The 20,301-nt window shown below is 46.9% G+C and carries 14 protein-coding genes and 3 tRNA genes; 5 read left to right on the forward strand and 12 right to left on the reverse strand.

What is annotated here, in order from left to right; translation table 11 throughout:
• Positions 1 to 12: 12 nt before the first annotated feature.
• Positions 13 to 3,447, reverse strand: coding sequence for a SusC/RagA family TonB-linked outer membrane protein (locus UNH61_RS30410; protein ID WP_326995793.1), 3,435 nt, complete (start codon positions 3,445 to 3,447; stop codon positions 13 to 15).
• Between the two features lie 208 nt (positions 3,448 to 3,655).
• Complete coding sequence (locus UNH61_RS30415; protein ID WP_326995794.1) at positions 3,656 to 4,729, reverse strand: FecR domain-containing protein; 1,074 nt, start codon at positions 4,727 to 4,729, stop codon at positions 3,656 to 3,658.
• Between the two features lie 173 nt (positions 4,730 to 4,902).
• Between UNH61_RS30415 and UNH61_RS30420 the strand changes: the two genes are divergently transcribed.
• Together UNH61_RS30420 and tmk are read left to right on the forward strand one after the other, a co-directional pair.
• On the forward strand, positions 4,903 to 5,466 hold the full coding sequence (locus UNH61_RS30420) for an RNA polymerase sigma-70 factor (protein WP_326996178.1): 564 nt from the start codon (positions 4,903 to 4,905) through the stop codon (positions 5,464 to 5,466).
• 71 nt (positions 5,467 to 5,537) lie between these two features.
• A complete protein-coding gene (tmk, locus tag UNH61_RS30425; RefSeq protein WP_326995795.1) occupies positions 5,538 to 6,233 on the forward strand; it encodes a dTMP kinase in 696 nt (231 codons plus the stop codon).
• A 7-nt stretch (positions 6,234 to 6,240) separates the two neighbouring features.
• Here the strand turns inward: tmk and UNH61_RS30430 are convergent, their stop codons facing one another.
• Positions 6,241 to 6,456, reverse strand: coding sequence for a ChbG/HpnK family deacetylase (locus tag UNH61_RS30430; RefSeq protein ID WP_326995796.1), 216 nt, complete (start codon positions 6,454 to 6,456; stop codon positions 6,241 to 6,243).
• A 222-nt stretch (positions 6,457 to 6,678) separates the two neighbouring features.
• Between UNH61_RS30430 and UNH61_RS30435 the strand changes: the two genes are divergently transcribed.
• Positions 6,679 to 7,857 carry a glycoside hydrolase family 76 protein gene (locus tag UNH61_RS30435; RefSeq protein ID WP_326995797.1) on the forward strand — a complete coding sequence of 393 codons (1,179 nt, stop codon included), beginning with the start codon at positions 6,679 to 6,681 and terminating at the stop codon, positions 7,855 to 7,857.
• A 33-nt stretch (positions 7,858 to 7,890) separates the two neighbouring features.
• On the opposite strand, the gene recB is transcribed toward UNH61_RS30435, so the two are convergent.
• Genes recB through recD form a run of 3 tightly spaced genes read right to left on the reverse strand, consistent with a single transcriptional unit; the run spans position 7,891 to position 16,360 of the window.
• A complete protein-coding gene (recB, locus tag UNH61_RS30440) occupies positions 7,891 to 11,313 on the reverse strand; it encodes an exodeoxyribonuclease V subunit beta (protein ID WP_326995798.1) in 3,423 nt (1,140 codons plus the stop codon).
• A complete protein-coding gene (recC, locus tag UNH61_RS30445) occupies positions 11,303 to 14,512 on the reverse strand; it encodes an exodeoxyribonuclease V subunit gamma (protein ID WP_326995799.1) in 3,210 nt (1,069 codons plus the stop codon). The genes recB and recC overlap by 11 nt, the downstream gene beginning before the upstream one ends.
• A 42-nt stretch (positions 14,513 to 14,554) precedes the next feature.
• Positions 14,555 to 16,360 (reverse strand): exodeoxyribonuclease V subunit alpha, encoded by a 1,806-nt coding sequence (gene recD, locus UNH61_RS30450; protein WP_326995800.1) that lies wholly within the window; start codon positions 16,358 to 16,360, stop codon positions 14,555 to 14,557.
• A 105-nt stretch (positions 16,361 to 16,465) separates the two neighbouring features.
• Between recD and UNH61_RS30455 the strand changes: the two genes are divergently transcribed.
• Both UNH61_RS30455 and pth2 read left to right on the forward strand, forming a co-directional pair.
• Positions 16,466 to 17,023: a hypothetical protein gene (locus tag UNH61_RS30455; RefSeq protein ID WP_326995801.1), complete on the forward strand. Its 558-nt coding sequence runs from the start codon at positions 16,466 to 16,468 to the stop codon at positions 17,021 to 17,023.
• A 39-nt stretch (positions 17,024 to 17,062) separates the two neighbouring features.
• On the forward strand, positions 17,063 to 17,458 hold the full coding sequence (gene pth2 / locus UNH61_RS30460) for an aminoacyl-tRNA hydrolase (RefSeq protein ID WP_326995802.1): 396 nt from the start codon (positions 17,063 to 17,065) through the stop codon (positions 17,456 to 17,458).
• 1 nt (position 17,459) lies between these two features.
• On the opposite strand, the gene UNH61_RS30465 is transcribed toward pth2, so the two are convergent.
• The 6 genes from UNH61_RS30465 to UNH61_RS30490 all read right to left on the reverse strand — a co-directional run bounded on the left by UNH61_RS30465 (position 17,460) and on the right by UNH61_RS30490 (position 19,704).
• A complete protein-coding gene (locus UNH61_RS30465) occupies positions 17,460 to 17,669 on the reverse strand; it encodes a YwbE family protein (protein WP_326995803.1) in 210 nt (69 codons plus the stop codon).
• 119 nt (positions 17,670 to 17,788) lie between these two features.
• Entirely contained in the window at positions 17,789 to 18,880 is a 1,092-nt protein-coding gene (locus UNH61_RS30470) for a slipin family protein (protein ID WP_326995804.1), read from the reverse strand.
• A gap of 88 nt (positions 18,881 to 18,968) precedes the next feature.
• Positions 18,969 to 19,118, reverse strand: a complete 150-nt coding sequence (locus UNH61_RS30475; protein WP_326995805.1) for a hypothetical protein — start codon at positions 19,116 to 19,118, stop codon at positions 18,969 to 18,971.
• Positions 19,119 to 19,365: 247 nt separating this feature from the next.
• A tRNA-Phe gene (locus UNH61_RS30480) sits at positions 19,366 to 19,440 on the reverse strand.
• A 3-nt stretch (positions 19,441 to 19,443) separates the two neighbouring features.
• A tRNA-Tyr gene (locus tag UNH61_RS30485) sits at positions 19,444 to 19,532 on the reverse strand.
• Positions 19,533 to 19,631: 99 nt separating this feature from the next.
• Positions 19,632 to 19,704, reverse strand: a tRNA-Ile gene (locus tag UNH61_RS30490).
• Between the last annotated feature and the right edge of the window lie 597 nt (positions 19,705 to 20,301).

Here is a 20,301-nt window from a genome sequence, read left to right on the forward strand (position 1 = left end):
GATGTTCATTTTTTAGAAGTTCATGTTTAAGCCGGCAGAATAGGTTTTCTGGAACGGATAAATGGCCCCATCCAGTCCTTCCGGATCTATATTCGCTCTCAGGTGAGAGATGGTGAAGATGTTTTCTGCACTGAAGTAAAATCTCAGGCGTGCTATCTTCATTTTGTCTGTTAATTTCTTGGGCAGCGTATAACCGAGCGTGATGTTCTTCAGGCGCAGGTAAGCAGCGTTCTGCAGGTAACGGGTCTGTGGTGCGCCCAATTCGGTTGCTCCTTCTGCGATATAGGATTTAACACGCGGGAAATAGGCATTCGGATTCTCCGGTGTCCAGTAATCCATGTTATGCACCTGCACATTGGTCCACGGCTGCGCATATATTCCCCAGAAGTAGTGATTGCTTGGATTCGGGTACCAGTCGCGTTTGCCAATTCCCTGAAGATAAAGGCGCAGATCGAACCCTTTATAGCCTGTGTTGATATCAATACTATACGGGAATCTGACAGCATTATTACCAATGATGCGTTTGTCGCCATGATCCGCCAGTGTATTTTTACCATAGCTGATCACGCCATCGCCGTTGAGATCTTTGAATTTGAGATCACCCACATAAAATTTAAAGCCCTGATCAGGGGTACCTACTTTGGATTGATCTGCGTGATTTTTTAATTCGGTTTCATTCTGGAAGAAACCTTCTGTTTCAAGGCCCCAGATCTCTCCTATCTCCTGTCCAACATAATAATCATCCAGTGATCCTATAGGGTTGTCGTATTTGGTAATGAAAGTACGGCTGTCTGCAAGCGCCAGTTTGATGCTGTAGAAGAAAGGATCTTTGTGGATATTGAATTGATCTCTCCACATAATGCTCAACTCCTGGCCCCTGGTTTTCAGATCGGCGGCATTGGTAGCCGGTTCTTTAGCACCATATACTGCAGGCAGGGTCTTGCTTTTGATGAACATGCCTTCTGTAAAGCGGGTGTACCTGTCGTAGCTGAGGCTTAATCTTTCTTTCAGCAGGGCTACATCCACCCCACCATTGATGGATCTTACTTTTTGCCAGGTATAGGTGGGCGTAACCGGATTAGGCTGATAAACGCCGATTGGTCTGTTGCCATCGAGTATTACTCCCACCCTGTTGGAGGGCATGGTAGCGAGGTAACCGTAGGTCAGGTAGGTCTGATCGCCCAGAGAGCCATAAGAACCGCGTATCTTCAGGAAGTCGAGTTTTAATGCTTCATTAACCGGCTGGAAGAATTTTTCTTTTGAGATCACCCAGGCAGCAGAAGCAGATGGGAAGAAGCCCCAGCGGTTGTTCTGCGGGAACCTGGAAGATCCGTCGCGGCGACCATTGAATTCCAGGAGATATTTATCGTCGTAAGAATAGTTGAGGCGGTAGAATATACCACGTACTGCCCAGTCAGAAATGTTTTCATTCTGAGAAACGGCGCCGGTAGCCAGGTTGATGGTGGGGAAGGTAGGACTGATCAGGCCTTGTGCCTTTACGCCGTAGTTTACGTTATACCAGTACTCCTGGTTGAATCCGAGCAAAGCCGACAGTTCGTGTTTGCCAAATTTTTTGTTGAAGTCGGAATAAACGTTGTATACGGTGTACTTCGTTTGTCCGTTGCTGTTATAGGCATACGACTGGTTTCCATCGGTATACTGCAATGGCTGGCCAGGTCCTGTGCGGTAAGGAACAGGCACTACGAAGAGTCTTTCAGCGCCGTTACTTCTTCTGAAAGTAGCATCAGCCTTCAGTGTCCACACTTTTTTTATCAACCCGATTTCAGTATTGAAATTCGCCAGAAACTCGCTGCTGTTGTAATTGTCGCGTCCGCCGGATTCCAGTCTGCCCAGGAGTGCGGCGCCGTCTGATGTCCAGGTACCATCCGGGTTACGGGGTACGGAGAGAGAAGGCGTTCTGTTGGCATTATGGAAGAAGAGATAATCCATCGCATTCGATGGCTGATCATAGATCATATTGGTATAGGTAGTGTTGGTACCTATTTTTAGCCGGTCGTTGAAGGTATACGTGGCCTTGGCCCGGAGGTTATAGCGGGTATAGATATCCGGGTTGGAACGCAGCATTCCATCCTGTTTGTAATATTCTCCGGAGAGATAATAATTAAGTTTTCCGTCTCCGCGGGAGATGCTGAAGTTCGCGGTATACGCAGGAGCTGATTTGTTATATACTTCATGCAGCCAGTCGGTGGTACCGAAGTAGGCGTAAGCATTAGGATTATTAGGATCCACGATCACAGCGGGTAAAGACGGGTCCTTAGAGCGTTTGGCGGCATATTCCCTGACAGCACCAGGATACAGGTCGTACAGTGGTGTAGCGGCGTCGTGTTTCATCTGCATGGTGATCAACGGATCTGTGATGATTTTGGGTACGCTGCCCAGTGTGCGCACGGCATAGTTAGCGTTGACGCTAACAGCCAGCTGGCCATCTTTTGCAGATTTAGTAGTGATCAGTACCACGCCAAAAGCCGCCCTGGCGCCATATATGGCCGCAGATGCCGCATCTTTCAGCACAGATACATTTTCCACATCAGCGGGGTTCAGGCGGGAAACCTCATCTGCAGAGAAAGGAATACCGTCGACCAGGATGAACGGATCGCCTCCGTTTAATGAAGTATAACCACGCAGGTTAAAACCGGGAGCAGAAGAAGAGCGACCGTTGTTGATATTGATATTCAGGTTGGGAATCAGCCCCTGCAAGCCGGTACCTAAATTGGTAATGGGCCTGCTTTCCAGCGCTTTTCCGGAAATGTTATCTACCGCCCCGCTCAGGTTCACCCGTTTCTGACGGCCATAACCTACTACCAGTACTTCATTCAGGCCACTGGTATTGGCGCTCATCGTAACATTGAAGCCAGCAGCGCCCTTAACAGGCAGTTCGAAGCTTTGATAACCCACATAAGAGAATTCCAGGACCGCATTTTCCGGTACTTCTATCTGGTATTCCCCTTTTACATTGGAGGTCACGCCCTGTGCAGTGCCTTTTACCTTCACAGTCACGCCTATCAGCGGAGTACCCAACTCATCTTTGATACTACCTTTCACCTCGATGTTTTTCATAACATCGTTTGCTTTCATGATCACTACCAGGTTATTGGGCATGATCTTGTACTGCAGCGAAGTGCCTTCCAGTGCTTTGTTCAGCACCTCTGTGATAGAAGCATTGCTGACCCGGATGCTGATCCGCCGTTCGGAAATAGCATTGTTCTTGTACAGAAATGTGTAATCACTTTTTTTACTGATGGCATTCAGAAGCCTTTCAATGTTGATATTGTTGTAATCTACACTGATCTTTTCCTGGGAATACCCATGGGCGCTTAACTGCATAAAGCCGGCAAGAAGTAAGACAGACGTAAGTTTCATACGCATCAGGAGTTTTCTCCTGTCCCATATTGGAACAGGGGAAGGCCACCAATAAATTTTTTTCATAAATTTGTTTCGTTAGGTTAAATAATTATCCATTACCGTATCGTAGAGGATCGGTTTACGTTATTTAGCCAGCGTTAAAAAGGGGGAATGTGGCTGCATTTCCCTTTTTTGTTGGCATTAAAAAATATATACAATTGTTAGTTGTCCATTTTTGATGGATTTTGACAAGTGAATAATCGGCCTTCCGGCACGGACAATAAGTGAACAACTACCAGATACAGACTTCTTTTTTGTCGGTATCGAACTTGTAACGGAACCCCGACATCAGCTGTAGTGCCTGCAGGATGTCTGCCAGTCCCTGTTTTCTGAAGGCTCCTGTAAATACTTCTTTTTTATATATTTCATTTTTGAAAATGATGGTAACATCATACCATCTTTCCAGATCGTGTGAGAGATCTTCGAAAGAAGTTTTTTCAAAGCTGAAAGTGTCATTCAGCCAGGCAGTAGCCTGTTGTGTATTAGATACAACAGGGGCAATTTCAGTAACCTGGTGAACAGGAGCAGTAATGGATGAAGCCTGCCCGGGCGTATTGTCTGTATTATTGAAAGTTAGTTTTTCGAGAGGATTTAAAAGCACTTTACGCAATTTCCCGGATTGAGGATCGGGGAAAGCCACTTCCACTTTTCCGTTGATCAGCGTGGTTTCCACAGTGGCATCGCTGGAATAGGCTTTTACATTGAAAGCCGTTCCCAGTACCGTGATCGCTACCTTCCCTGTATGAAGCACAAAGGGATGACCAGGATCATGTTTGATATCGAAATAGCCTTCACCAATTAATACAGCCTCTCTTTTCCCTTCGAGGAATTTACGGCTGTCGTATCGTAACCGGCTACAGGCATTCAGCATTACAGTAGAGCCATCCGGTAATACCAGCCTTGATTTGGCGCCGTTGGTGGTAGCCACTTCGTCGCGGAGTTCATCGGCAACAGGCGCGGTAGTTTTAGATGGCCATTTATACCAGGCTGCGGTTACCAGCAAACAGATGCCCGCAGCAACGCTGATGGTTTTCCAGGGCAACAGCCGGCGCTTCACTGGAATTGCCGGTTGTTCCTGCAGCCATTGCTCCATACTGAGCCGTCCACTGGCCAGCAGCGCGGCTTCTTCTTCCGGAGTAAAGCCGGCAGCTTCCTGTATACCGCTAATTTCTTCGACCACAGAAAAGGCATATTTCATTTCGGAAGAGCACAACAGCAGGTGTTCCAGTTCTGCCAGTTCATCGCTGTCAGCTTCGCCCGATATCTTTTTGGCCATTAAAATATTCAAACGTTGTGCTTCCGTCATTGCCTGTTTTCAGTGATACAACCAGAGGACGAAAAAAAATGTCGAATCCCCCAAAGCATTTCAAAAAAAATATTTATTCCGCCTTGCCGGCCAGCTCAAGCCAGTTCAATGTATTGTTAACTTTAGCTTAATATGCTTTTTATAAATTGCAGCCATTATCCAGTAAACAAGTGATGGAGCAGGGGGCAATTAATCTTTTATTTTACAGGTTTACAGAGAGCAATGATCAGGAAGCATTCAAACGCTTTTATAACATGTTTTTTGTGACCTTGCTGCGTTTTTGCTTTTCGCTTGTCAAATCAAAAGAAGTAGCAGAAGAAATTGCCAATGATGTATTCATGCATTGCTGGCAGAAACGGGATACCCTGCGGGAAGTAAAAAATCCCAGTGTATATCTTTTCGTGGTGGCAAAGAACAGAATCATCGATTATAAGCGTAGAATGGCTACTCAACGGCAGGTGGCTATTTCAGAAGAAGATAAGGTAACCATTGCTTTTGATAGCGATCCTGAGCAACTGATGATTTCTGCAGAAATGAAAAGAAAACTGGAGTCAACAATTCAACAACTTCCACCCCGCTGCCGGATGGTCTATATCATGGTGAAACAATATGGGCTTAAATATAAAGAAGTAGCTACCCTCCTTAACCTCTCCGTAAAAACCGTTGAAAACCAGCTGGCCATCGCCATAAAACGTCTTACCCTCAGTATCAGCTTCACACTGGAAAATCAGCACTAGCCCGGAACTACCTGAAAATGTGGAATCTACCGCTGAAATCTATACCTTTGCGGTCATTATTTCCGAACAACATGAAGCATCATAAATTCATTGCAGTAGAAGGACTGGACGGTTCCGGTAAATCAACGCAGATCGACCTGCTTACAAAATACCTGGAATCAAAAAATGAAAAAACCAGGTTCATTCACTTCCCCCGGAGTAGCGAGGGCATGTTTGGCGAATTGATCGCCAAATTTCTGCGCGGTGAATTTGGTGATGTAAAAAGTGTACATCCTCAGTTGGTGGCATTGTTATTTGCGGAAGACCGTAAGGAATTTGCTGCTACCATCAATGAATGGCTGAACGAAGGCTGCTTCGTGCTGGTCGACCGGTATGTGATGTCGAATATTGCATTCCAGTGTGCTAAACTGCACTCCGAAGAAGAAAAAAGATATCTCCGCAATTGGATCAATGAATTTGAATACGTATATAACAAAATTCCCCAGCCTCAATTTTCCATCTACCTGGATGTGCCATTCTCATTTGTTGAATCGGCACTGGCAAAAAGAAGGGCCAACGAAAACCGGGAGTACCTGCAGGGAAAAGATGATATACACGAAAAAGATAATTCGCTGCAGCTGGCTGTAAAGAAGGAGTATGAAGCTTTACTGGCAATAGATCCGTCTATTACAGGTATCAACTGTGCCAATGCTGCTCAGCAAATGCGCCCGGTGGCGGAGATCCATGCAGAGATCGTAAAACTGGTTAACAGCCAGGTAAAACGCTAACCACTTTTCAGATATTTTCCCCGATTTCTTTCCAGCTGGTCAGTTGTATATTATTGGCCGCTATCTCATCAAAAAACGGACAGGGCGCCATGATGGACGCCGAATGGGTGACTTTACGCTCAAAAGCACTGATAATCGACTGATTAACCGACTGCAATAATCCTGCATCATCGGCCTGAACAATGAATAACCTCGTGTCGGGAGAAATATTACGAAGCGACATAAGCAGGTTATTTTTGGGCCGTCTATAAAAATAATAAAAAGAGCCCGGAAAAAAATTTTCAGCTGCTGTAGGTATTTTTATCCAACCTGCCTGTCCCTGTAAATAAGGCGCTTGTATAACCTGGTTCCACTGTTTTGTATTGGCAGGCTCCTGAGCAAATATCGACTTACGTTCAAGTACTTTAGAAACCCTTTATTGCTTTATTCCACAAAATTGAAAAACATGAAAATGCTATCCCGCGCCAAAGCGCCCCTCTTCAGCAAATTGATTGCTTGCAGTCTGTTGTTATCCATATTTACCAGCTGCCAGAAAAAGGAACTGACTGCCGTTGGCAGCGAAACCACCGGCCTCAAAAACAGCCTGGTTACTGCCAGTTCCGTGCAGCCTGCTAAATCAGAAGCCCTGCTGGCCATGCAGTGCTATAATAACGCTTTCTACCATGTGTATGGGACCTATGGCCCAAATTACAAGGCGTATTATTATTCGGATGTGACCCAAACCGGTCGGATGGATTTCTGGCGACAGGCAGAAGCCATCGAAACGTTGATCGATGCCTATACGGTTAATAACGACGCCGACCTGAAAAACAAAATGATCTATCTCTACAATGGGATGAGAGATGCCTATGGTCTGCTCTGGTCGTCGAATACCTACAACGACGATGTTATCTGGGGTGCACTGATGTGTATCCGCGCTTTCCAGATCACGAACGACGGAGGAATGAAAGACATGGCAAAGAATAACTTTGATATGGTCTGGAGCCGGGCATGGGATACCAACCTGGGAGGTGGCCTCTGGTGGACTACTGCCAACAACACCAAAAATGCCTGCGTAAATGCGCCGGCAGCTATCTGTGCAATGTATCTCTATCAGGCAACAGGTGATGCCGGCTATAAAACCAAAGCGCAGCAGATAACAGACTGGATGGTAAGCAAGTTGTATGATGCCGGTACGGGAGAAGTAAAAGGCGCCATGAATGCCTCCGGTGTAATCACGGAAGGAGCCCGCACTTACACACAGGGTACTTTTATTGGCGCCTGTAATTTGCTGCATGGCTACTACCCTTCCAATGGTTACAAAGCGATGGGAGCTAAAGCCATGGACTATACGAAAAACAGTATGTGTAATGCACAGGGACTGCTCCCGGATGAATATGATACTGATGATTGTCAGGGATTCAAAGCTATTTTTGCCCGTTGGGCCTGCCAGTTTGTGCGCGACCAGAGCTACCAGGGCACCTATGGCGCATGGCTGAATTATAACGCTGCAGAGGCCTGGAACTATCGTAATTCCAGTGGTCTTATGTGGGGCCAGTGGTGGCGCCGTACTCCCGATACTTACGTGAACTCTTTTGAAACTACGTGTGGCGTGGCGATGATGAATGGAGTGTGGCTGTTTTAAATGATGAATAGCCGTTAGTTTTTTTGCTAACGGCTATTCCTGATTCGTAATTATTTTCTCCAGCAGCTCAATCTTCGCAACGGCCGGTTTCGTTGTGAAAAAACCCTGTGAGCTATTATTTCTCACACCACGAACAAAACAATAGATGACGCCACCAAACTGGGTTGCGTAATCGAAACCAGGTATACGGCTTTCGAGATATTTTTTTATCGCTACTGTGTAGATGTAGTACTGGAGATGATAATTGTTTTCGTTCATGGCAGCAGCAAGGCCAGCTTCATCGTAGTCCGGTAAATTGCTGCCGAGGTAATTCGATTTCCAGTCGAGAATGTAAAATTTGCCCTGGTGTTCGAAAAACAAATCCACTTTACCATTCATGATGCCTTCCAGCTCCTGCGTACCATATTCCGGGAATCGTTTTACGATAATGCTTACCTGTTCGTCCGACAGATTGTTGAGCAACCCGGACTTAAATACAGGTACGGGAAAATCGAATTCGAATTCTGCCAGGCGCTGATGACGGCCAACAGCCGCCAGCTGGAAACTTGTTCCGTTGATGCTGATGTTGGAGTACATGACATGTTGCAACATTTCGTGTAGCCGTTCGAGATATGCCTCTCTTTGCCCGGGAACGAAATGACGGATGGCTTCTTCCAGCCAGTGCTCCCACCGGGAGGGGTCCGCGAAATTGATATTTTCGAAGATGTAGTGCAGCAGGTTACCTGTTTTGGCGCCCCGGCGCAGGGTATTGAAGATAAAATTATCGTAAGGGTCCGAAGGCTGAGCCGCGCGGCCACGGGGCCGTTGTTCCGGTTTGGCTGCCAGCATGGTATAACTCATCTTCCGCCAGTTCTCTTCCCGCAGATGAAAGTTTGCGGGGATCCGGTTAACGGCCAGCGCCCCTTTAGTGGCCTGCTGCCGGTAGCTTTGCTCCGGTGCAGCCGGTATCGGAACCTGAAGGTCGATCAATGCCGGATCGGGAACTGCGCTGGCCAGCTCCTTCAGGAACACAGCCAGCGACGAATCTTTGAAATAGTGATAACTATTCCTGAACAGGTAGCATTTGTATACAGCCCTGGTGATAGCTACATAAATAAGCCGGCGGTTTTCCTGTTCCTGTTGTTGCTGGTAGTGGGCGATCTGGGTTTCAGATAACAGCTTTTTCTGGCTGCCCAGGTATTCGCCGGTGTCCGGGTCGCGGAAGCTAACCAGGTTATCATCTTTCTCTTTCTCCACAAAATCAAGGAAAGGCGCCAGCACAATCTTATACTCCAGTCCTTTGCTTTTATGGATGGTCACGATGTTTACTGCATCTTCATCACTTTCCACCCGCTGTGCGTATTCGTCTCCTTCTGTTGTCATCCCATCTATCCCACGTTTGAGCCAGGAGATCAGATCGCGCATGGAAAGGTTTTTCCTGCTCTGCACCTGGTGCACCAATTCCGATAGCTGATAGAAATTGGTGATGATGCGTTCCCCGTTTTCGGTATGGCCATCAAGCAGTACCTGGCGCACGCTGAAATCGGTGATAAACTCCATCAGGGCAGTGTAGGCGCCATCGCGGAGCCAGAGGGTTCTGTATTTGCTGAAAAGATCCAGTACCGTTTCATCGTCGAGCTGCAGTATGGTACTCGTATTATAGCCGGTAAAGGTGCTTAATAACGCGCGGTTGATCGAAGAGCGGTCCGGGGCTTCCATGGCTTCCAGCAAGTGCAGCAGCTGTACGGCCTCGTCGGATTGCAGCACTTTGGCTTCATCGATCGTAACAGCAGGAATACCCAGTTTGGAGAGCGCATGCTTAACAGCTCTGCCTTCCTGGCCGGTGCGTACCAGTATCCCGATATCGGAAGGCACGATATGCTGGGAGTCAGCCTTGTTTTCGATCCTGAAACGCTTATCCAGCAATAGTTGCGCAATCTGGGCAGCAACCGCCTGATGGATCGTTTCTTTTTTATCACAGGTAATTACAGCGAGCGGTACTTCTTTCTTATCTCCATAAAATAAAAATCCTTTTCTGTTACCTGCAGGGCTGTTAACGTGAATATAGTTGATGCTTTCGCTGCCGCTTGTAAAATCGAAAGTCGGAAATCCGGTTGTGGGCTCAAAGAACACGTTCATTGCACTGATCATATTCTCAGAAGAGCGATAGTTCTCATTCATATCGTACACCTGCTGCACGCCGTTGCGGGCGTTGAAATAGGTGAAGATATCAGCTTTCCGCCACGCATAAATGCTTTGCTTGGGATCGCCGATATAGAACAGGATGGTATCCTGGCCGAAAGCCCTGTCAAATATCTCGAACTGTTCTTTATCTGTATCCTGGAATTCGTCTACAAATACTGCCTTGTATTTATTGCGGAGAGAAGTGGCCAATGCCTGGTTATTATTTTTCACCAGCGCTGTGTGAAGGTTGTTGATGAGATCATCATATCCCATCATATTACTGCGCTCTTTGAACAGGCGCACCTGCTCGCTGATTTCTCTGATGGCAGTATAGCAGAGCTGCCGCCGTATTTCTTCCTGGTAATTTTCTACCAGTTTTTTCAATTCATCTGTTTGCTCTATTTCTTGTAACAGATCAGGGAAAACGTCCGCAATGAACTTAACCTTATCTTTTTTCTCCCGGATCCTGGCAACCAGTGCTTCGGGTTGTTTAACAAGTTCGGGCCAGTCTTTGGTGTTCCTGTTAGCAAGACAGGCAGCCGTAAGTTGCTCCGCATTGGCTGTAATGCCGACGTACAGCGCGTCAATGGCGTTCTGTACTTCTGCGTTTAGCCGTTCCAATTGTTGCTGCCATTCGTCCAGCATGGGTGCGGTGATATGATCGGGTACATCGTTGTGGTATCCAAGAAATCTTTTTCCGCTGAGATGTTCCCGGATGATATTCAGTATCGTTTGCTTCAGATCTTCCTGCCAGATCTGTTCCAGTAGCGGAACAGGGAGCGTGGTTACTTGTTTGCGCCAGAATTTATTCAGCTCATTTTCGATAACCGGCGTCAGGTCGGGCACCATTTGTGCACCGAAAAGCTGGTTGGTTTCGAACGCATATTCATTCAGGGTTTGCTGACAGAAGCCATGTATGGTTAACACCGATGTTTCATCCAGCAGCAAAATGGCATCACGAAGCAGTTGCTGCACCGGAAATGGATCTTCCGGATCAATTACTTCCAGCACCAGGTTCATGATCTTATCATCGCTGATTTCCTGCCCCCTGCTTACTTTATAGGCCTGCCGGATAAACAGCCGTATGCGTTCTTCCAGCTCTGCCACAGCAGCCCTCGTGAAGGTAACCATCAGAATTTCTTTGACCGACAGCTTTTGTTCCAGTATCAACCGCAATACCAATATGGCAATGGAATAGGTTTTTCCGGTGCCGGCGCTGGCCTCAATGAGGTTGCTGCCTTCCAGTGGTACGGTAGCCGCATCAAATTTCTGATATGTAATACTATCGATCATGCTTTTTATCTGGTGTTTCTGAATATCCCGGGATCAGCGTTTTGACAGGAGCAATCAGCTTGTCGTAGATATCTGCATAATCTACCAGTGCCTGTTCCCGCTCAAAGTATCCCTGTTCGTATACCTGTACCAGGTAGGGATCAGGTGATTCGTATTTTGTGATAATACCGGAGATCTTATCATTCAACCTTTTAAGATCCATCTTGAGCCAGTCTTTTTCTTCTATTTCCAGGTCGGGATAGAAGGTCACCACTCTGCTGAAACCGGTTTTGTATATCCTGACGATATCTGTAAGGCGACGCAACGCTTCATCCTGGCTGAGCGGCTGCGCCCTGAATGCTTCTTCTTTCCTGGTACCCGAAATAAAACAAAGGTCGTTCACCAAATTGGCTGATCGCCCCGCCAGGTACCGGAGATAGGCCTCCATCAGGTATTTGCTTTCCCTGCTGGCCCAGGAAACATGTACGAGTGTATCGTTGAATGCGCGGATATTGCCTTTTAGCATACTGTTATCCGCCATTAATTCTATCGTGGCGCGTTTCTCCACTGCACCTGCGGTAAAGGTATTATACAGGTCACGCACAGGATCTACCAGCTCTTCCATCCGCTGCATCGTTACAGCTGCCATATTGCGCAGGGGTAGCCTGCCTTTTTTTACCAGCTCCCGCTGCAGCAGCTCCAGAGCGGTACCAGGTACCGGCAGCAGGTCGTCTTTTACCTTGCGTTGCTGCAGGCGGTCAAGACTGAAAATTTCTGTTTCGCTCAGCAGCAGCTGGTTGTCGTTGTATCGTATACCCAGCACTTTGTTGTAATATGCCCTGAACGGATTCTTAAAAAAGCTGATTAGCTCTTCCAGGCCTATCTCTTCAAAAGTTGCCGGTGTAACTATCTTACTGTCGTTAATAAATGCATTTTTACCGGATTCCCGGGCACTCAGATAGGAGAACAATTTTTCGTTGGTACCTGCATATTTCCTGCTGAAGCTTTGCAGCGGCTGCAACGTCACCAGTTGTTCTCGTACCTTTTCCGGAGCCGGAGTACCAGCTTCTATATAATCGATCAGTTCATCCACCAGTGCAGAGGGCGGAAGATCTGTATTATCCCTGGCATTTTTCCCAAGATAGCTGATGTATAAATGTTCCCTTGCCGATAGTAGTGTTTCAAGAAATAAGTGCTTATCGTTTTCCTTTACGTTACGGTCGCCTTTCTGTCGCTGCTGTTCCATCAGGTTAAAACTGGACTTGTTTTCCCGGCGGGGGAATTTGTCGTAGTTCAATCCCATCAGTGCTACTACCTTAAAAGGTATACTGCGCATCGGTATAAGCGAACAAAAGGTAATACCGCCGTTTACAAACAGCCCGCTCCGGGTGCTTCCGGTGAGACTGTCGAGGAAGCTGTGACTGAATACTTCGAAAGTCACTTTTTCTCGCATGAACTCATTCAGCGCATTGTATGCAGTGAGTTGTTTTATCAGGGTGTTGTAGTCTTCATCTATTTCTTCTACTGGCTCAAACACCAGGTTGTGCAATACCTGCTCTGTGTAGGCCACCCATTCCACGATGCTACGGCTGCGCCGGCGATCAACGATCGACGACATAAGCACGTCGGCAAAATGACAGAAGCGAATCACCTCATCGGCATCGCTGCCTTCAATGATATCCAGCGGAAAGAAGCTGTCGTCGCCACTGCCGTACTCTTCTCCCCCACTCATGCAGATGCCGTACATGATACGTTGTATCCCGTACTGCCAGCTCACGAAATGAGTTTCGTCCTTTTTACTGCCACTGATACCAAAGCGGATATTGGCAGCTTCTATGATACGGCGTATCAGCGCGGTGTCATAAAGATTAAAACGTTTACGGATATATGAAAAGTCGAGCAACTGCATGATGGTCTCTGCCTTGAAGTTCTCTTCATTCATGGTGAGTACTGCATGCAGGGCATTAAAAAGATTGTCGTTGTCCGTATAGCTTTCATCAGCAATGGTATACCTGAACGTATAAGGAGCATTGTTAAAAACGGCTTTGATATAGGGCGCATACGCATCTATATCGCTTACCATCACAACAATATCGCGTGGAGATAATTTTTCCTTACGCCCGGCAACCAGGTGTACCAGGTAATTGTACAATACTTCTACTTCGCGGGCAATAGTATAGCAGGCATTGATGGTAATGGAACCATCGGTAATATCCCGGGAACTGATTGGCTGCCTGTTGGTAGTTGCTGCGGAAAAAATATCATGTTGAATTTTATGCAGCAGGCTGTCAGTAGCCGGCTCAACGAGTTCAATTTCCTGGTAGGCATTGATGAAAGCATCATAGGCAAAGAAAAGAGAGAAGCTGTCCTGGATCACTCTGCCCCAGCCGGTTAGCAGCGCATTACCTGCTTTGGGATCTTCGATGTCATTGAGTCCTTTTTGCCGCCACCGGGCCAGTTGTTTTTCGTTCCGGTCGTCGAACCAGAAAGTCACCGGCGCCGGGTTAATAATATGAAAGTGTACATCGATGAACGCCGACAGCTCATGCAGGATCTTCACATGGTAAGCGGTGATGATCGACAGCCCGAAAAGGTGGATGGCCGGCATACGCGTGGCCAGTCCGGATTTCTGGCTGTTGCTGTGCAACGCATCCAGGATGAAGTTACCGGCAATAGTTTTGTCGGGCAGTGAGCCGCCGGAGAGCTGTTTTACTTTTACCCAGAGCCAGTGCTGCCAGCCTGCTGATGCAAGGGCCGGGGTATCAGTAAAGGTCCATGCCTGGATCATTTCCGGACGGTATACCTGGTACTGATCGAAAAGATCCGCTACTTTTTCTGCCAGCGCCATGCGTTTAAGATCGCTCTCAGATCCGTGATTAGTATAGTATGCGGCTACAGCCGGGTATTTGGCAATAAACTCTTCCTGCCCCAGCAATTTGAATACCAGCCAGCTAAGATTTTGCGGCGATAACACCTCTGAATGAGGCCCGCCCAGGATAACATACAGCTGGTAAAGCAGGTCGTTGGGCTTCAGGAAACGGCAGTTGGCTGCAATACCCAGTTGGCCGGCCAGCTGAAGTTTCAGCCAGTTATTCATACCTTCCGTCTGGGTGATGATATAGTGAGGCTGGAACACACTGTTGCCTGCATCCCGGAGGTCATCTGCCAATCCGGATGATAAGCTGTCCAATGAGTTCGAAACCTTTAAAAACAATGCCATTGATACCGTTTTTTACATGCTGCCATTCACTGTGCAGACAATTTAATTTGCTGTTGTTTTTGTTTCTCTGAACCTCGATGCAATTCCCGAAGCTCTTTCCACAAAACGTCCTGCCGCCTGGAGGATAACCTCCGGAGAGCCTTGTACATATACTTTGGTCCTGGCCCGGCTTACTGCTGTATACAACAGTTCCCTGGTCAGGATAGGAACATCTGCTGAATTGGGAAGTAATACCAGCACTTCCCCGAACTCCGATCCCTGGCTTTTATGGATAGTCATAGCAAAGGCTGTTTCAGCCTGTGTAAGGTATCCGGGTAGCACGGCTTTCAGCGTTCCTGTACTGTCTTCGAACCAGGCCATGAGCACGCCGTTTTCATCGGGCCGGATAATACCGGTATCGCCGTTGAACAGCCCATGCTCATAGTAATTCCGGGTGAGTATCACCGGCCGGTTTTCATAGAATTCCGTATGCGCGGTGATCAATTTTTTATCGAAAAGATATTTTTCAATTTGTTTATTCACTGCATAAAGACCAGCAGGCCCTTCTCTCACAGCAGTGAGCACACGCCGGGCATTCAGGAGCTTCAGTGCGGTGGTGATATCTTTTTCACGAATGAAAGCAGCGTAGCCTGCTATAAAATCTTCAAACAGGGTTACCGCAGCAGATGGATCTACCACTACCTGTTCATCTTCCAAAGGAGGAAAGAAGGAACTGATAACAGGGATATCGTTATTGATAATAGCCTTGCTGAATTTTCCGATGCCGGTGTTTCCCGTGAAACGATGACTGTGCCGCAATTCCACGAGATGTTCAAACAACGGATGAGAATCGTTTGAGCGTTCATGACTGACCGGGATCTGCCTGCTGATGTTGCTGATAAAGTGATTGATAAACTGCCGTCTTTCCGGGGAGAAGACATTCAAATGTTCCTGCGCCTGGCAAAGATCACCAAAGAGGCTGCCTGCTTCCACGGAGGCCAGCTGATCTTTATCGCCCAGCAGAATGATCCGTGTCCGCGGATCAATAGCGTCGAGTAGTTTGGAGAATAAGGCTACATCTATCATAGAACACTCATCCACAATCACCACATCATAATTCAATGGGTTATCTCTGCGATGCCGGAAGTAGGGCGTACCTATAGCCGGTTTCAGTAAACGGTGTATGGTAGCGGGCTGCAGCCCCCTGAACCTTTCAATGATGGCATCATCTGCATCCACATTGGTGTTGCGCAGGCTTTCCGCCATACGGGCGGCAGCTTTCCCGGTAGGCGCCGCCAGTGCCACTTTCAATGCCGGATCAGTTGCATATAGGATGGCCAGTATTTTAGCTACGGTAGTGGTTTTGCCGGTTCCCGGCCCGCCGGTGATGATGGTGAAATTATTCAATACACCCGTAATGGCCGCAGCCAGCTGCCAGTCGGCTTCGTTGCCTGTGCTCCCTGCAAATAGCCGCTGAATAAGCGATTGCTGCGTTTGCAGCAGTGCCGTTCTTTCCGCCAGCAATGCTTTTTCATTTTCCAGGAACTGACGAATGCAGCGTAGAAAAGAAGATTCATACCTGAAATACCGCTGGAGGTATAGTCTGTTCTCATAAATAACGAACGGCTGTTTGTCGTTGCCCTGCAGGCCTACCAGCGGAATACTTCCGAGGGCATCGTTATTGAGATCAATTTTCTGATAGATTTCCGGCAGGATGTCTTTCTCTGCAGCAATTTTATCCAGGTAAAGGCATATATGCCCTTCACTCCCCTTCTTTGATAACAGGTAAGCATATGGTTTCAGTGCCGGTATATCGAAATACTCGGCGAACTGCTGATGTACATCATTAAGGGTAGATAAATTTCGCATTCTTACCAGATCACTTGAAAAGATTAAAGTACGATTTTTTCTGCTTCAACCGGAGATGCGTGCTAAACCTGTATATTAGCGCTACTAAAACCTATTCTGTTACTTATGTCCAGGAAAATAGCATTCCTCTTTATCCTTTTTTTGACCAGCCATTTACATGTTAATGCGCAGGAAGATCACATGAGAAAGATCCGTCAGTTGAAAGCAAATATTTCATTGCTTGGAATACGTGCAAATTACGAATTGCGTCTGTTAAAATATTCAACTCTTAACCTCGAAGCAGGCATAGATATGTCCGTCGCCTATTCGAGTAATTCTCTGTTAGGCGACGATTATTGGACATTTGGAGGATTCCCGACATTTAGCGGTGAGTTCAGACAATATTACGGACTGGTGCGCCGGGAGGAACGAGGAAAGAGAATTGATAACAATGCCGGCAATTATTTCAGTTTAACTGGAGGCTATCGGACCCTTGCATGGTATTCGGGTTCCAGCGGTGCGGGTGGTGGTTATGGTTTTATCATACCCGCCTGGGGAATGCAGCGGAGCTGGGGGAAGCGGTTTAGCTTCGATGCCCGGTTCGGCCTGGAATATGCGCCTACATTCAGTAACCAGGGAGTAATGCCCAGTATCAGAGTTGGCTTTGGTTACGTGATCCTGTAACAGGCCGATTTTGTAAATTAGCTGATCAAACAATACAAGATGGCGTCCAGGATAGTTAAACAGGTAATAGTGATGCGCAAGGATCTGAACATGCGCAAAGGAAAGATGATCGCGCAGGGAGCGCATGCTTCCATAGCATTTCTGACAAGACAGGCCACTATAGAAGGCGCTACGTTGCAAACGCCTCTCCGGAATCCGGAGGAGGTGTTGGAATGGATGACCCGGGGCTTCACCAAGATCTGCCTGTCGGTAGATTCGGAGGATGAGCTGGACAGGGTTTACCAGCAGGCGGTGGAAGATGGATTGAATGCCACGCTGATCACAGATTCGGGGTTAACAGAATTCGGAGGGGTGCCCACCAAAACCTGTTGCGCAATCGGCCCTAACCTGAATGAAGAGATCGACCGTATCACGAAAGATCTAAAGCTGCTTTAACTCAATCTTCGTCGCCTGTTACATCCGTTTCTATAACACGCCCAACCTGCCCGTCTTCCAGCCGAACCTTGATCCCGCGGGAATGATACGCTGCTGAAGTCAGCAGATCCTTCACGATGCCATAAGTCTTTTTCCCGCTACGTTGATCCTTTTTCAGGATGATGGCCACTTCCAGGCCGGGGTAGATATTTTTTCTGTATTGCCAGTCCATAGAGCAAAATTAAGAATAAGGAATGAAGAATTAAGAATGAAAGCGAAGACAGTAAACGCGAATGTTATTTTCACTGCTATCTCCGCTTTCATTCTTAATTCTTCACTCCCTATTCTTAATTACTTCGTGAATATTTGCTTCAACTGATCAATCAACATACCATTTCCGTTAAGACTGATGCTGCTGATCTTTTCAGCGATCTTCTCCACGTACTCCATTTCCTTCAGCTTGAACAGCATCGGATTATCATCCATCAGCCTGGCAGTATTCATCAGGCTTCTGGTGCTGGCAGTTTCTTCCCTTCGCATGATGATATTGGCCTGTGCCTTCTTTTCAGCCACCAGTACCTGGTTCATGATGTCCTTGACGTCGCCTGGCAGTATGATATCACGGATACCGAAACCGGTAACGGATATCCCTAATGCTTCACTCTTTCTGCTAACGGCTTCGAGGATGGCAGGAGCAAGGCTTTCCCTCTTTTCCAGGAGCTCATCGAAGTTCAGTACCGCAATGTATTCTCTCAGTGCCAGCTGAAACAGGACATACAACTGACGCTCATGTTCCTTGTTCTGCAACACAGCCTTTTGAATATCGGTGATCCGGTACTGTGCCCAGGCGTTTACCCGCAGCGCAGCCTTATCCCTGGTCAGAATTTCCTGTCCGCTTATCTCCACCTGCAGCTGCCGGGTATCTATCTTACTAACAGTGATGGTGATACTGTTCTTCCACCAGAAGTACACGCCGGAATAAAGGATAGTAGTGTACTTTCCATCAACGAGCATAACTGCCTGTTCATGATTCTCCACCGTGAAAGACCTTACGAACGGCGCTACCAGCCGGTGGCATAAAGTAGCGCGGTCCAGGCTTTCGGTGATATCTATCTTGGAAATATCAGCCCTGACAAACTTTCTGTCGATCATATTCTTCCAGAAAGCATACCTTCCGGCAGTCAATACTTCCTTCAGTAATCCGTTCTCATAATGCAATACGATTTCTGTATCGCTTACTTCTACTACCTGCAGCGCTGCTGCTACGGCATCATCCTGCAACAGGATGTTCAGTTCAATGGGGGAAACGAAAGGCTTATTGGTGTCATAAACAGTCACGTCTTCATTGATCAGCCAGTGACGTCCTTCCAGCAGCATTCGCTGGTAAGCTCCATTCCTGAAAACCAACCCTCTTTCGTAGGCGTTGATAGTTACTCTTCTCATTTTTTTTGTTTTTTGGGGTTAGTTAATGAATGAAAAGCCAGCAAGGCCATCCATCCTGTTAAAAACGGAAACAAGGCGGTGTCAGCGGTCAGTCATCAGTTAGGGCGGAAGAGCTAAGTGATGGTGATGTAGCTGATACATACAATTGTTTACTGGTCTTTGCAGGATTGCGTTGCCACCCTTTTGATGGCGTAGCCGGATCAGCGATACTGGCTTCTCTGATGTTAGGGGGTTTCAAGCCCTTGCTTTTTACAGAAAGCGTCAGTCTATTGCTCTACCCAAATGAGCTACCGTTCGTAAACGGAAAGGATTCGAACCTTTTACCCATAGATCCTAAGTAGACTAATGTCCGTTCACAACAGCATACAACGCGTTACTACGGCTGCACTGCCGGGACTTTTGAATCCCTGGCCCGGGTTGTGTTTCGCGGCATTGATCTGATCTTCCCGTCAGGGAAGTTCTTTAGTAAATGCATCGCATTTACCTGGTGGATGAAGCAGGAATCGAACCTGCACAGGCGGCGCTTCAAACCGCTGCTCTACCGTTGGAGCTATTCATCCTGTTGGTGTGAGTAGCAGGAATCGAACCTGCTATGTCTGTTAAGACGATGGTTTTACAGACCATTGCGACACTCCAGCTTCGCCGTACTCACATACCGGGGTTAACAATATTGGGTGCAGGCGGGGTTCGAACCCTGATCTTCCAGTCCACAGCCGGATGTTCTGCCGTTGAACTACAGGCACCATATTAGTTGGCCAGACCGGATTTGAACCGGTAACCTCCTGCGTATAAGGCAGTTGCTCTAACCGTTGAGCTACAAGCCAGTATAGGGATAAAAAAAACGGTCGCCCAAAGACGACCGTTTTTACGTATAGGCGTAATAGTTACCTATGCTCCTGGTCGTTTATTTTTGAAGGCATGGAAATAGCCTATCGATAACAGCTGTTTGTTATGATCAATACTAAATCGTATGTTATAGACAGATATTTTCATCCGTTTCATGCAATTAAAAAGCCCCGCAAATCCTTGCGGGGCTTATGTTATATTGAATTCGTTATTTTAACTTATTCTTCAGCATAACATGCCCCGCGCGTATATCCCTGTATTGGGCTATACTCGTTTTTAAACTGCGTATGTAAAATTGAGCGGTACATGTTTCTATTATTTTATCAATGCAAAGGTGGAGATATTTTTTTGAACCTGCAAAATTTTTTCAGAATTTTTTTTGAAAAATGATGGGATAGCTGCGATGGCAGCTAGATAAGCATCACGTATAGGCTGCTTCTGGTTGTGAAAAATGATTATAACTATAACGTATATACGATAATGTATTTTGTATAAGCGATAAGAATGTATTGTACAGTATAAACAGAAATTTAGCCGACACGGGTTATAGGTATTATCTGAATGTTGAATAAGCA

This window comes from Chitinophaga sp. 180180018-3 (assembly GCF_037893185.1).
In the GTDB taxonomy this organism is placed as follows: Bacteria; Bacteroidota; Bacteroidia; order Chitinophagales; family Chitinophagaceae; genus Chitinophaga.